14 protein-coding genes are annotated in these 13,322 nt (G+C 43.2%); 1 reads left to right on the forward strand and 13 read right to left on the reverse strand.

The window, feature by feature from the left end; all coding sequences use genetic code 11:
• Positions 1–63: 63 nt before the first annotated feature.
• From AC58QC_RS01200 to AC58QC_RS01220, 5 genes are all read right to left on the reverse strand, one after another.
• A complete protein-coding gene (locus AC58QC_RS01200) occupies positions 64–939 on the reverse strand; it encodes a carbohydrate ABC transporter permease (protein ID WP_497413385.1) in 876 nt (291 codons plus the stop codon).
• A 13-nt stretch (positions 940–952) separates the two neighbouring features.
• Positions 953–1,912, reverse strand: a complete 960-nt coding sequence (locus AC58QC_RS01205) for an ABC transporter permease (protein ID WP_497413386.1) — start codon at positions 1,910–1,912, stop codon at positions 953–955.
• Between the two features lie 396 nt (positions 1,913–2,308).
• Positions 2,309–2,434, reverse strand: coding sequence for a hypothetical protein (locus AC58QC_RS01210; protein WP_497414049.1), 126 nt, complete (start codon positions 2,432–2,434; stop codon positions 2,309–2,311).
• A gap of 861 nt (positions 2,435–3,295) precedes the next feature.
• Positions 3,296–3,502, reverse strand: coding sequence for a hypothetical protein (locus tag AC58QC_RS01215; protein ID WP_497413387.1), 207 nt, complete (start codon positions 3,500–3,502; stop codon positions 3,296–3,298).
• A gap of 6 nt (positions 3,503–3,508) precedes the next feature.
• Positions 3,509–3,646: a hypothetical protein gene (locus AC58QC_RS01220; protein WP_497413388.1), complete on the reverse strand. Its 138-nt coding sequence runs from the start codon at positions 3,644–3,646 to the stop codon at positions 3,509–3,511.
• Between the two features lie 313 nt (positions 3,647–3,959).
• Between AC58QC_RS01220 and AC58QC_RS01225 the strand changes: the two genes are divergently transcribed.
• Positions 3,960–5,150, forward strand: a complete 1,191-nt coding sequence (locus tag AC58QC_RS01225; RefSeq protein ID WP_497413389.1) for a helix-turn-helix domain-containing protein — start codon at positions 3,960–3,962, stop codon at positions 5,148–5,150.
• Positions 5,151–5,162: 12 nt separating this feature from the next.
• Here the strand turns inward: AC58QC_RS01225 and AC58QC_RS01230 are convergent, their stop codons facing one another.
• From AC58QC_RS01230 to AC58QC_RS01265, 8 genes are all read right to left on the reverse strand, one after another.
• On the reverse strand, positions 5,163–5,579 hold the full coding sequence (locus AC58QC_RS01230) for a hypothetical protein (protein ID WP_497413390.1): 417 nt from the start codon (positions 5,577–5,579) through the stop codon (positions 5,163–5,165).
• Positions 5,580–5,582: 3 nt separating this feature from the next.
• Complete coding sequence (locus tag AC58QC_RS01235) at positions 5,583–6,476, reverse strand: sugar phosphate isomerase/epimerase family protein (RefSeq protein ID WP_497413391.1); 894 nt, start codon at positions 6,474–6,476, stop codon at positions 5,583–5,585.
• Positions 6,473–7,708, reverse strand: coding sequence for an NAD(P)/FAD-dependent oxidoreductase (locus AC58QC_RS01240; RefSeq protein WP_497413392.1), 1,236 nt, complete (start codon positions 7,706–7,708; stop codon positions 6,473–6,475). Before AC58QC_RS01240 ends, AC58QC_RS01235 begins: the two co-directional genes overlap by 4 nt.
• Positions 7,709–7,722: 14 nt before the next feature.
• Positions 7,723–8,046: a MocE family 2Fe-2S type ferredoxin gene (locus AC58QC_RS01245; RefSeq protein ID WP_497413393.1), complete on the reverse strand. Its 324-nt coding sequence runs from the start codon at positions 8,044–8,046 to the stop codon at positions 7,723–7,725.
• A 28-nt stretch (positions 8,047–8,074) separates the two neighbouring features.
• On the reverse strand, positions 8,075–9,289 hold the full coding sequence (gene fdhA, locus AC58QC_RS01250; protein ID WP_497413394.1) for a formaldehyde dehydrogenase, glutathione-independent: 1,215 nt from the start codon (positions 9,287–9,289) through the stop codon (positions 8,075–8,077).
• A 22-nt stretch (positions 9,290–9,311) separates the two neighbouring features.
• Positions 9,312–10,430, reverse strand: a complete 1,119-nt coding sequence (locus AC58QC_RS01255; protein ID WP_497413395.1) for a fatty acid desaturase family protein — start codon at positions 10,428–10,430, stop codon at positions 9,312–9,314.
• Positions 10,431–10,543: 113 nt separating this feature from the next.
• Positions 10,544–11,440 (reverse strand): helix-turn-helix domain-containing protein, encoded by an 897-nt coding sequence (locus AC58QC_RS01260; protein ID WP_497413396.1) that lies wholly within the window; start codon positions 11,438–11,440, stop codon positions 10,544–10,546.
• 195 nt (positions 11,441–11,635) lie between these two features.
• Positions 11,636–13,231, reverse strand: a complete 1,596-nt coding sequence (locus AC58QC_RS01265) for a M1 family metallopeptidase (RefSeq protein ID WP_497413397.1) — start codon at positions 13,229–13,231, stop codon at positions 11,636–11,638.
• Positions 13,232–13,322: the final 91 nt, after the last annotated feature.

Genomic DNA, 13,322 nt, shown 5'->3' on the forward strand with positions numbered 1-13,322 from the left:
TTGATCTATAACTTAAGGCTTTTCACGATCGTGAGATCGTAAAAATGCCTGTAAGACCACCAGTTACCCTTTGATCGAGCCGAGCATAACGCCCTTTATGAAATATTTTTGCACGAACGGATACATGCACAGAATCGGGGCCATTGTAACAACGATCGCCGCCATCTGAATATTTTTCGGGTTGATTTGACGGTTCTGAATCATATCCCTGACATGCCCGCTCTGTCCTTCTTGTTGGGTAAAAATGATGCTGCGCAAAAACATTTGCAAAGGATACTTGTTCTCATCTTTCAAATAAATAAGTGCATTAAACCATTCATTCCAATGTGCGACGATTGTAAATAGCGCGAAGGTAGCGAGCAGCGCCTTGGAAAGTGGTAAATAGATGCGGAAAAGCACGGTCAAATCCGTCGCACCGTCCATATAAGCAGACTCTCGAAGCTCGGACGGGATATTTTGAAAAAACGTTCGAAAAATGATGACGTTATACGCGCTGATACAGCCGGGAACAACCATGACCCAGAACGTATTGAGCAAGTGCAGCTCTTTCATGATCAAATAAGTCGGGATCATCCCGCCGCTGAAAAACATCGTAACGGCTAGAAAAATGGTCAGGGCCTTTTTCAATCGAAAATCGGAAACCGTGAGCGGGTAAGCCATCATCGACGTCAAGAAAAGCGTCAATATAGTGCCTATTACAGCGTACAGCACCGTATTTTTGTAACTGATATAGAGCATCGGGTTGTCGAAAATGATCTCATACCCTTTGACATTGAACCCTTTCGGGTACCACGAAACTTGCCCTAGCGAAATAAAATCCGCGTTGCTGAACGAAATCGCAATAACATTGAGCAGCGGATAAACCGTAACCACCACAAGCAGCATCATAAAACTGTAATTAGCTGCGTCAAACAAGCCAAACTTTTGTTTGTAATGCACACGTCTCACCTCCCTACCATAAGCTAGTTTCCGAATATATACGGGACATGCGATTCGTCGTCAGGACAAACAAGAACGACACCACGGAAAGCATCAATCCAACGGCAGCGGCGTACTCGAAACGTCCCCCTTCCAAACCTATCCGGTAAACATACGTGCCGATGACGTCGGCTTTTTCGTATGTGCTGGGGTTGTACATGAGCAACACCTTCATGAAATCGGTGCCTAGGATGCTGCCTACGGACAAAATGAATAAAATAATTGTCGTCGGCATAATGACCGGAATGGAAATGTGTTTAATCTTCTGCCAGCGGTTCGCTCCGTCGATCGATGCAACATCGTACAAGGTCGGATCGGCATTGCTGAGCGCAGCCAAGTATAGAATCGTCCCCCAGCCAATTCCCTGCCAAATGCCGGAACCGACGAACAGCGTCCGGAAATAAGAAGGCTCTGTCAGAAAGTTGATCGGCTCCATGCCAAACAACCCGGTAATCGAATTAAACAAGCCATCAAGTGACGTAAACTCCTTAATCATCCCGATGATGATAACGGTGGAGATGAAATGCGGGATGTATGAAACCGTTTGCAAGAATTTTCTAAAAGCCAACACCCTAATTTCATTTAACAACAGCGCTAGGATGATCGGTGCCGGAAACCCGAATACGAGTCCGTAAATCCCGAGCAATAGCGTATTTTTGATGGTTCGCAGCGCCATCGGATTGCTCAGAAATTCTTTGAAATATTTGAATCCGACCCACTCGCTTCCCCATATGCCTTTGGCCACGTTGTAATCTTTGAATGCGATCAGCACGCCATACATTGGAAAATATGCAAATACAAGCACAATCAAAAAACCTGGCAGCACCATTAAGTACAAATACTTATGACGCCAACAATCACGTAAAAAGCTTCTCTGTCCGCTTGTACCGGGACGCGCTTCATGTGTTATGTTGACTGATGCCGTCTGCTTCATGAGGCAATCGCCCTCCTTATATTGTTTTATTAGTCCGCCTGTACCGAGGCCCCGGATAGAACAGGTATAAGGCTAATCGCAAAGTTCCCGAATAGGAAATGACTTTGCTTGATTCGTCCGCCATGTAACCAAACATAGACGACACCTATTCTCCACGCAATGGATAAATGATTAGATCATCACCATTTCGTTAGGTTTGACGATATACAAATCGTTAGCACATATAGAAAAATAGAGCTGACTTAGCAGCTCTCCTTCATAATTGACGTAACCCGCCGAATATTTCCACAAAACTCTCATTATACAAAAAAGCTGGACCATCAGGCCCAGCTTCTACATCAGTTAATCTTCGATGCAATTTTTCTTACGGCGGGCGCTAAGAAATCCCCCTCTAAGTTATTCGGCATCCGCGTTCAGGATCTGCACGTCGAAATGCGGAACGATCGACATTTGCGGATAGTCTTTGCGCCAATTTAAAGACTTCCATATGTTCGGATGGTATGCCTTTATTTGCATGCCAATGCCGAGAGGGTCCTATTCCTATTAAACATCTCCGACGCAAAGGTTGAGATTTTGGGGTAAGGGAAAGAAGCCGGGAGAATCACCTTGATCAGGTCTCTCCCGGCTTCTTTGAAAAGAATGGAACTTTGTTCAGTAAAGCGTAGGAATCGGAGGACACGCAACGGCATCAATGAATCTCGAATCGATTCCGTAAAAATACCAAAATGCTCCACTCCATCTGTAACCTGCGACTCCCTCATGCCCTACATAAATCGGATAAAACCAAAATTGTTCTCCATTTCTTAGCCAAAAATAGGTGTATTCAAATATACAATCAATGGCATAAGAAACATCAGGTTTTGGCGGAACACTTGCCGGCGGGGGAGATTGTGGTGGTTGTCTATAGGTTCCTTCAAAATCCATTTGCGGTCTAAACATGACTGAAACACGCTCCATTATTAAAGCATATATTTTTCTAAATTCAATCGTACTTCAGGATATGTAGGTGAATAACCATTTGACTGTACATTAGCCTACTTATTGTGACTTCCACATCCTTCTGAGTTGGAAATTTGACCTAATCTAAGAGGTATGGATTGATGTTTATTACAAAAACCTGCATTATACAAATTGTTTTTATAAAAATGGTAGCCCGAAATGAAAACAATTTCTTTTACGGAAGAAAACTCTTTTAGATGTATTTTTTCACATTGTATGCAGAAGTAATGACTATTCATAATCGGGCCCTTTCTTCAATTTAATGATAGCTTTCATAATATGGTAATCAAGGTATAACGTCACCCAGCTCCGCATTAATTAACGTCCTGCAGAATTCTTTCGTGATTAGCTTCCTGACTTGTTCCTGCTCTAATTTACTTTGGTCTAATTGTAATTGAATTTGTAATCCTCTGCAGTAGCTTCCGGATTTCCGTTATCCTCCATGATCCGGATCTCGTTGACCCTGTCCTTTTCGCGCCAGCCGCGCAGCTTGGAGAACCCGGCGGCGACCGCTTCGATCTTGTTTCTAGCTCTCACGGTAAAGCCGTGAACAACTCCTCCGACAGTAAACTCGATAGTATAAAGTTTCATCATGATTTACGCCCCCCGATATTCTTTCGTCCATAATGTACGTTTGTGGTTTTTCATAAGCTCGACAATCGCGCCATCCGGCAGGATACCGACCCAGTGTTTCGTCCCGACGATCTTTACTGCGTATCTAACGGATATGAGCAAGAACTCCTCTCGATCCACGCGTTCAGATTTTTACTTTAACGTCGAGGCGCTTCTCCCCTCTTGATCATTGAGATCTTATTTGCTGTGAATTATACCTCCATTTAAATTTCGAAATTGATGAAATATTAAGATTATAGAAATAGAAATATAATTAGTTTTCTTTGAAATAAAAGACGCCTAGTCCGACATTAATTGGACAAGGCGCTCCTTAATTTGCCAAAGCACAATAAAATACATATTTTGGCATAATTAATTTTTAAATTGAGCGAATGTTAATATTATAGATATAAAGTTAAGTTTGTGGAGGGTTCGTATGAGATCCGCTGAGGAGAAAGCGAGATGCTTTCATTATTTGCACGGGATTGATGTCCTTGGAGTCGATAACGATGGGCAGCTTCTGTTTGCATGTATCCACCCGGAAAGACAAAAGTTGCTTTCCAAGACACTGCTCATCATGAAAGAGATGGTCGAGGAAATGTCTAATGTTGATCATCCATACTTCACGTTTTGGACACCTGATTCGTGTTTGTTTCATGCCCTATCGGTTCTGACTGAAAACGAAAAGCTCATCCTCATTTTAGGGCCTATTGGACTCGCATCCCCTGAGAGTACATTCGATAAGCTGATCCCTTCCAAAAACAGAAAAGAGCTCGAATATCTGGGCCGATTATTCTACTGGCTGTTCGTCAAAGATGAAGAACATTGCATTCCGCTTCCAAAAAGGTACAGCATAACACATACACCTTCGCCCCATGTAAGCCCTGAGGTTTCTCTGGTCAATCTCTACTACGAGCAAGAAGCTTTGCATATTACGCTTGAGGAATACAAACGGTTAAAAGAAAAAATGCAGACTGGCGACGTCTTCATCGTTCAAAATCACCTTGACACCTTGACCAGCTTCCAAGAGAGCGTCAAACGATTTGAGCTTGCGAGCGGCGACGTCCTTCGTTCCGCCAAAAATCATTTCATTTCCACCTGTGCGATCGTTTGCCAAATTGCGATAGAATGCGGCGTAGAAAATGAATATGCTAGAACGCTTGCCTACAAATTTATCTCACGAGCGGAGAACCTTGGTACAAGAGCTGAAATTGTACTGCTCATGAAAGAGATGATTTTACAATTTACCGCTGCCGTCAAACAATTTGCAAATCCACAGTACTCGGCATTAGTAAGAGATATCATTCACTATATGAATTTACATTTTTTCGAAAAAATCACATTAAAAGACGTGGCGGATAAATTCGGAAAGCATCCTTCCTATATATCGAATAAGATCAAAATGGAAACAGGGATGTCTTTTTGCGATAATTTGAATGAAATTCGCATAGCCGAAAGCAAGCGACTGTTGATTGACTCTCAAAAGTCGATCAATGAAATTGCCATCGCAGTCGGCTTTGACTATCAGAATCATTTTTCAAAAGTGTTTAAGAAATTAACGGGTGTTACACCATCCGAGTATCGGAATAAACAGAGGGTGATCTCCTCTGACCTTTTCACCAAATGAAAAAGCGGGGCGTTATGCCCCGCTTTTTTCGTAACACTCGCTTGCACCTCTGAGGCCGCCAACAGGCTGCATCTGCAGCCTCACGGGCAAACCTGAACCGCCGGAGTAACTATAATACCCCTTTTTACTCTCTACCCCATAATGAGAAACCGTCGTTACCTCTTCTACTTCGATGAACCAGTCGCTCTGGCTAAAGTGCATCTCCACGGTACGATTCGGCCCATCTCGATCTGCCGCGGCTCTACACCGCAAACAAATACTTCTTGATAAGCCTTTTAGATGAGCTTGTTTCGTTACGACAACATCATAAAACACGCCTAGTCCGACATGAATTGGACAAGGCGCGTAATAAAGCATCGCGGCGAAATTTATGTGCTTATTCACTATACTGAGAAGCTGCCGAATGATTGGCAGCCTTCTATCTAACAAATATCAGCGCTCGTCTTGCGCCTTCTTCCACTGCTCTTCGATAATTCGCTTAAATAGTAACGCTTGCTGCCAGCGATCCGAGACTTCATGTTCTTGTCCATGCTCATCTCGGCGAGTGATCCCGTAATATTTCGGCGGCCCAAGCTCTGTGCAAAATGGGAACAAATCCCCAGGTTTCGCTTGCCTAAGCCAATGTACCATCCCTTTACGCCACCATCGAGTAAAATGCTCTACCATAGGATGATCGCCATCCACACCTACATCAACCTGAACTTGTTCCCCACTGGAGACACGAGCATGCATACCTGCAGAACGTTCTAGAACCTTATCGAAATAGCTTTCCACTTTATCACTTGTGCCTAATATTTCACCAGCAACGACATAATGCGATAAATCGATCATCAATCGGAGCTCAGGTAGAGCCTCAATATATCCTGCAGTACGGATCAAATCTTGCGTGACAGTCCCTCTATGTGTCTCAATAAAGTGTGGTATCCGAGATTCCTCAGATACTTTTAACAAGCCATCAAGTAAATGAATCGCTTCTTTATCAATGACGAAGGAGTCCATAACCTGCGAGTTGATATATTGAACTCTGCCAAATTGTTTTGCCTGCTTAATGATATCAATCAAATCTTGTGGCTTGGTGGGAAACGCAATCGCACTAAAACTCAAATTGTATCGGTCAAGTAAACGGTGCCAGGTATCCATATCTTCTGGAGAAGGCATCAAATAACTAACACCCTTAAATCCCGCCTCGGCGATTTTCTCGAACTTTTGCTCCAATGACCATTCCTTGCCGTTCTCTCCCAGCCCTATCATTGCCCATATCGCTTGTTGGACATCTAGTCTAGGTGGATTTAGGGTTCCATCATTAATTCGGTTCCAACGACTCATTTCAATAGCCCCTTTAATTTTACTTCTGGATTTTCTAAGGCTTTAGGATCGAGTACCGCTTGTTTGTGGATAAGCATTTCCGCAAGACGAATATCCTTGGCAATTTTCGAGTTTAGACCCACGGCACTTGCCGCAACCAATTGATCCTCGCCTGACAGATGGAAGAAGAACTTGTCGGACTCACTCAAATTTCTGACCACGGTCTTTACACCACAATCCGGCAATCCAGTGACTTGTAAGGTAAGATCATATTGATCTGACCAGAACCATGGGATATCTAGATAAGCTTTAGAAGCACCTAGCATGTTATGCGCTGCAAGCGTTCCCTGATCTTGTGCATTACGCCAAGCTTCAAGACGAATTCGTTTGCCTCCGTATAGACTATGCGGGAACGAACAGCAGTCACCTGCCGCAAAAATATCCGAGTCACTCGTTGCGAGTCTCTCATCCGTCCATATGCCATTTTCAATCGTAAGTCCGCTTTGTGCAGCTAACGATGTTTCAGGAATGGCACCGATTCCTACGACAACCGTATCGCAATGGATGACAGTTCCATCGGCCAGCGTAATCGAATGTCCATCCTGGCTTTTTTCGATGCGTTCCATGCCTACCCCAAGTTTAAACTCGACACCTGCTTTACGATGACGTGCCTCTACAATGTTCGCAATTTCCTCTGGAACTCCTCGCATCAGAATACGAGGTCCAACTTCAATAACAGTAACCTTACAACCTTTTTCCCTTGCGCTTGCCGCTACTTCAAGTCCAATAAAGCCAGCCCCAATGACAGCAATGTGCTTTCCTGATTGAAATCTTGTACGGAGTACAAGTGAGTCTGCAAATGTCCGGAGATATAATAAATCCGTGGTATCGGATCCTTCCATATTCAAACTTCGAGGAGAAGCCCCTGTAGCAAGCAAGAGCCTCTCGTATCTTATTTGCTGACCATTGTTAAGTTCTGTTAAATGTCGATCCCGATCAATCTTAACAACCGAGCTATCCGTAATTAACTGAATGTTGTGGTGCGATTGCTTAGCTTCGTCAAGAATAGTCATTGGGGATGGCTCGTCTTCACTCACCAATGAGCTTTTGGAAAGCGGCGGTCGTTCATAAGGTGCCAGCTTTTCTTTTCCTATTAGTGTGATCGGCCCACTCCAACCTTCCGTTCGGAGCTCCACAGCTGCTCGCGCACCGGCTTCACCTGCACCAACAATAACCATTCCTAAATCAGCCATCTTCTATTCTCTCCTCAGTCTATCTTGATGAAGATCTTATCTTCTTCAATCTTTACAGGATAAGTCTTTAAAGCTTCGCATACCGGCGTACGCTTCGCTTCACCCGTTGTATAATCAAATCGACCATTATGCTTGGGACACTCGATGGTATTGCCCATCACTAGCCCTTCTGCTAAGTGAAACTTCTCATGGGTGCAATACCCATCGGTTGCATAAAACTTGCTTTTCGCTGTCCGATAAATAGCAAAGGTGCGATCTCCATGATCGAATCGTATGACATCTTCCTCATCAATATCATCAACTTCACAAGCTTCAACCCAACCCTCTAAATGCTGCATACGATCCTCCAAGTAAGTAAGTGTAGGTTTATTTAACAAGACCGTGTGGATCAATAACAAATTTCCTGGAAACTCCGCGGTCAAAATCTTGATACGCTTGCGGTGCAGCATCTAATGAAATGAGTGTAGCATTCACCGCTTTGGCAATTTGAGCTCTACCGCTGAGAATCGCCATCATTAAGTCTCTATTGTATTTCATGACTGGCGTTTGCCCCGTTACGAAGGTATGCGACTTCGCCCATCCAAGACCGAAGCGAATCTTCAATGTACCAATTTTAGAATCTTCATCCACAGCACCTGGATCGCCAGTTACGTAAAGACCTGGTATACCCAAGCTGCCACCTGCACGGGTAACTTCCATAATTGAATTCAATACCGTAGCTGGCGCTTCGCCATGAGCTTTACCATGACCATGCGCTTCAAAGCCTACGCAGTCAATAGCAGAGTCCACTTCCGGTGAACCCAAAATTTGATCAATTTGTCCCGCCAAATCGCTATTTTCACGAAGATTAACCGTTTCGCAACCAAAGCTTTTCGCTTGGGCTAGTCGCTCTGCATTCAAATCACCAACGATAACAACCGCTGCACCAAGCAGCTGTGCAGAGTGAGCTGCCGCAAGACCAACTGGACCAGCACCCGCGACGTATACCGTTGAACCTGGACGAACGCCTGCACTAACGGCACCATGATAACCCGTTGGGAAAATGTCGGAAAGCATCGTTAAATCAAGAATTTTTTCCATGGCTTTCTCTTTGTCAGGGAACTTCAGCAATTGAAAATCCGCGTAGGGAACCATCACATATTCCGATTGTCCCCCGACCCAGCCACCCATATCTACATAACCATAGGCGGATCCAGGACGATCCGGATTAACGTTTAAGCATACATTCGTATTCCGTTCTTTACAGCTGCGGCAACGGCCACAAGCAATATTGAAGGGAACGGAGACCAAATCTCCCTTTTTAATAAATTCAACATCGCGTCCTACTTCAATGACTTCGCCCGTTATTTCATGTCCTAAGATGAGACCTGACGGCGCAGTTGTCCGACCTCTAACCATATGCTGATCGCTGCCGCAAATGTTCGTCGTTACTACTTTCAGAATGACACCATGCTCGCATTTTCGTCCTACGTTTAATGGATTGACACCTGGACCATCTCGAAGTACCAATTCTGGAAAATCCGTATTACGTACCTCAACGCTACCGGGTTTACTGTAGACAACTGCTTTGTTTCCTGCCATGTTCTCATCTTCCTCTCATGATTTAGTTAATCATTGCTTTTGGCTCGTTACTCACTTGCGAAGGCACTGCCTTTTCAGCGTGTACACCATAATAATACGGATTAGCTGTACTAGGCAGAGGGCGATCAACCACATAGTGCGGATCATTCTTCTGTTTAATGAGTGCTGAAATAACTTCTTTGAGAGCTGCCCATAGGCTAGGACTTGGTGTTGGATAATCAAACATCAATTCTTTGTGCAAGGCAGGTAATGCGTGATAGGGAACCATTGGAAACATGTGATGCTCTATGTGATAATTCATATTCCAGTAGAGGAATCTAAAGAAAGGATTCAAATAAATGGTACGTGTGTTTAAGCGATGATCCAGCACATCTTCATGCAGACCTAAATGCTGGGCTAGACCCACTAATAAAAGGAGAATCGGGCCATAGAAGGTCGGAAGACCCACAAACATGAGCGGTAGAATACTCCCAATCTGAACGGACCAGATAATGAAGCCTAGTAAGATCAACACCCAGACACGTGAAATCCAAACCGCTTTTTTGAATTCAGACTTTGGAACGTAATCTTTTTCGGAATCCGTCAACTTCCCGAAGCAGTGCATGATAATACTTTTTAGATCTCTTGAGCCACCATAAATATGTACGATTTCTCCAAAAATAATCCGCCAAACAGGGGGTCTCGTCATGGCAATTTCCGGATCACGGCCGACAATATAAGTGTCCGTGTGATGACGAGCATGACTCCAACGCCAAGGGGTTGGTGGTCTTAAGTCCATGAAAGAGGCAATTTGATAAAGGGCATCATTCATCCATGCTGTCTTGAATGCTGTGCCATGACCGCATTCATGCCATCTTGAGTCAGCAGTAGAAGCATAACTAATTCCATATAAAGCAAAAGCCGGTAGTGCCCACCATGTTCCCCACGAATAATAGGCAAGCATACCCGTACCTATGAGCCATGCAAACATGATGATCGTATCACGGATTGCGGGACCATCCTTACGCTTCATGAGCTCTTTAAGACGCTGACGCGGAATCGGACTCGAGTACCAATCAGCTGCTACTAAGCCTTTTTCCTGTGCTCGTTTGTTTTCTGGTCCTGTGAGAGAATAATCTCTTTTCGTATATGCATTAGACACTGTTTTGCCTCCTTGTTTATCAATGTGTTAGCGCTTTCTTAATGATAAAGGTTCAAGGACCCACTGTCTTTGAAGTAACAGGACATAACTTTGCACTAGACGGACATTCTAAACTAACTAAAGGGTATTTCTGACAATTGGGATTTGCGAAACTTCCCTGGAGCCACGCCTGTTTTACGGGTAAAAACTCTTGTATAATAATGTACCGATTCAAACCCAGTTTCTTGGGCGATACGGCTTATAGTCCAATCCGTCTCGAGAAGAAGCTCCATAGACTTCCTAACTCTTCTCTCTTGCACATAATGCGAAAGCGTTTGCCCGACTTTCATGGCAAATAGTCGTGATAAATGTCGCTCTGATACATTTAGATAGGCTGACAACAGAGGAATACTTAATGAAGAAGCTAAATTGTCCTCGATGAAAAGCTTCGCCCGCTGTAAATAATAGGAAGAAATTTGTTGGTGTTCCGGCAACTCTTCGCTTTCGACAACCTCTGTAAATTCACTACAAAAAGAAACAAGTAGCGTGTAAGCAAAACTGCGAATCAATTCTTTTGTCATCGAACGATCCTGCATGCACAGCGTGAACAACATCCGCCAAGTTTGAGCGGCTACCGTTTCGTCTGCCATGGGCATAACAATTTTATTTATATCCATCATTTGTAAATAACGATTTAATGACTCTTCCGATGACCGAGAGTTATCTACTTCAAACGCGACATAATAGAGTTCGATCCCTGCCTCGCTTTTTATTTGATGCCATTTACCAGGTCTTGAACAGAATAATGTTCCCGGACTGAGTGGATATTCTTCATCAGACTCCAAATAGCTTCCCTCTCCTGCCAGAACATAACAAACCTCAAAAAAGGAATGTCGATGTAATGGGTTATCAAAGTGTTCCGGCATAGCCCCCCAATATTGCACCTTAAAACTTAAATCTTCTCCGCGCAACTCAACTGCGGTTTCATTTAAAATACGGCTCATCTTTTTGTAATCTGATTTGACTGCCATGAAGTTCCCTTCCGATACATGGATTTTGCACTTTTCTCTATTATACGCTAAATAAATAAGCCCTCAAGAAGAGGACTCATTCAAAGCATGTGAGTGAAAAATCATATTCCCCAAAATCGAGTAGACCCATGCGCAAATGCATGGGCCTACTCCGATTCGTTACATCTTCAATTTTGATTTAAGCACTTTTATATATCACCATTTTAAAAAGATCATTATTTTAAGTAAATATGTGAAAAATACCGACTGCGAAATCGTTTTCATTTTAACACCCAACTCCTGATTGATGGCCAATGCCCAGCTCTCACCTGTTACCTTTTCTAATGTTTGCTGAAAGCTTTCTGTTCCCGGATGTTTGAACTTCCATAGATCAAAATACGCTTTCATCACCTCAAGCATTTTGGCTTCTCCCAGTTTACGTTCAGCCTTATCCAAGAACTCCTTACCCCGGAAGTACACATTATCCTCATACTCTTTCATAGATCGGAAGTTCCAAGATTGCTGCAAGGCATGTATGGGAGAACTCGGAGATATTGTATATTGAAGTGTCATCCCATACTCTTTCTTCATGACCTTATTCTCGGAATACGAAGCAAACCCTTCATCCAGCCAAGCTTCCTCAAATTCATTGTTAGCTACCATACCATACCAATATTGGTGGGCTGTTTCATGTGCGACTACATGTTCAAGATGATAATTGCGATCATCCTGACTGCTCTGTTTAACGGTTATTAAGGTTGGATACTCCATGGAGCCTGCACTAGGGGCGTTAGATGGTGGTACTACTATAGTAAATAACGGATAAGGATAAGGGCCATACCAGTTACTATAATTAAGGAGAGCCTTGCTCGCGGCTGACAAATAGCGATGTTTATTTTTCAAAGCTTCAGAAGTTGTAAACAGTTTAATGGTAATGGGGGAAGAATTCGGAACATCCAGAACAAGATCACTTTCCTCCAAGTCTGGAGATGCAGCCCATGCAAAATCATGTACATCATTAGCAATGAAATGGTATTCTTTCTTCTTGTTTTTTAAGGCAGCTATTTCCGGTTGGCTCGTTGAGGTAGCAGCGACTACATAATTGTCGGGGACAACAATCTTCACATCGTAAGCACCAAAATCAGCATAGAATTCAGAGGTCCAATGATATTGATGAGCGTTCCATCCTTCTATGCTATTTCCTCTCATCCCTCTGGGCTCATACACCGCAAGTTTGGGAAACCATTGCCCCGCCATATAAAAATTATCCATATGTCCCATTCTCCGATGAATCAGTGGGAGCTCAACCTTAAAATCAATCGACAGCGTAATATGATCACCCGGTAAAATAGGACGATTCAAATGAACTTTCAGAACCGTTTGATCCTTTTCGTTTCCATCATCGGGAGAAACAAATTGATAATCCTCCACGAGTACATCCGTACTCTCATCTTTTATGGATATAATATCCATTTGACCTTGATTTTCCTTCTTCCAAGGGAGTTCCATTTCTCGTTCTTTCATATAGGTGCTGTTCTTCGATTTAAATGCATTTGGATATAAGTGAAAAAAAAGATCAGAGACCTCAAGTTCGCCCTTGTTTATCCAAGTTACCTTTTCATTGCCTTCAATCGAATTCTGGTTCGTATTCAAGCTCACATTAATTTGATAGTCAACTATTCTGTCACTGAGCTGCTTGGTTTGAACAGCAATCACAGTATCTGCTGCACGACTTGCGTGAGGATGGGCTATGATAGAAGTCATAAAGAAAATCAGTAAACCGGCTGTGGCTTTTCTCTTTAGTAGTATCATAAAATACCCCCTTTTAGATATGCCTATCCTCAAATTCAGATTAATTCAGTATAGAAAAGAAAGCGCTTACATAATTATGTTAATATATTGA

This window comes from Paenibacillus sp. J22P51 (genome assembly GCF_059692215.1).

What these genes read in the sequence shown, in the direction of transcription:
- AC58QC_RS01205 (WP_497413386.1), bottom strand. Translation starts at nt 1,912, where the DNA reads ATGAAGCAGACGGCATCAGTCAACATAACACATGAAGCGCGTCCCGGT.
- AC58QC_RS01215 (WP_497413387.1), bottom strand. Translation starts at nt 3,502, where the DNA reads ATGAAACTTTATACTATCGAGTTTACTGTCGGAGGAGTTGTTCACGGC.
- AC58QC_RS01225 (WP_497413389.1), top strand. Translation starts at nt 3,960, where the DNA reads ATGAGATCCGCTGAGGAGAAAGCGAGATGCTTTCATTATTTGCACGGG.
- AC58QC_RS01235 (WP_497413391.1), bottom strand. Translation starts at nt 6,476, where the DNA reads ATGAGTCGTTGGAACCGAATTAATGATGGAACCCTAAATCCACCTAGA.
- AC58QC_RS01240 (WP_497413392.1), bottom strand. Translation starts at nt 7,708, where the DNA reads ATGGCTGATTTAGGAATGGTTATTGTTGGTGCAGGTGAAGCCGGTGCG.
- AC58QC_RS01245 (WP_497413393.1), bottom strand. Translation starts at nt 8,046, where the DNA reads ATGCAGCATTTAGAGGGTTGGGTTGAAGCTTGTGAAGTTGATGATATT.
- fdhA (WP_497413394.1), bottom strand. Translation starts at nt 9,289, where the DNA reads ATGGCAGGAAACAAAGCAGTTGTCTACAGTAAACCCGGTAGCGTTGAG.
- AC58QC_RS01260 (WP_497413396.1), bottom strand. Translation starts at nt 11,440, where the DNA reads ATGGCAGTCAAATCAGATTACAAAAAGATGAGCCGTATTTTAAATGAA.
- AC58QC_RS01265 (WP_497413397.1), bottom strand. Translation starts at nt 13,231, where the DNA reads ATGATACTACTAAAGAGAAAAGCCACAGCCGGTTTACTGATTTTCTTT.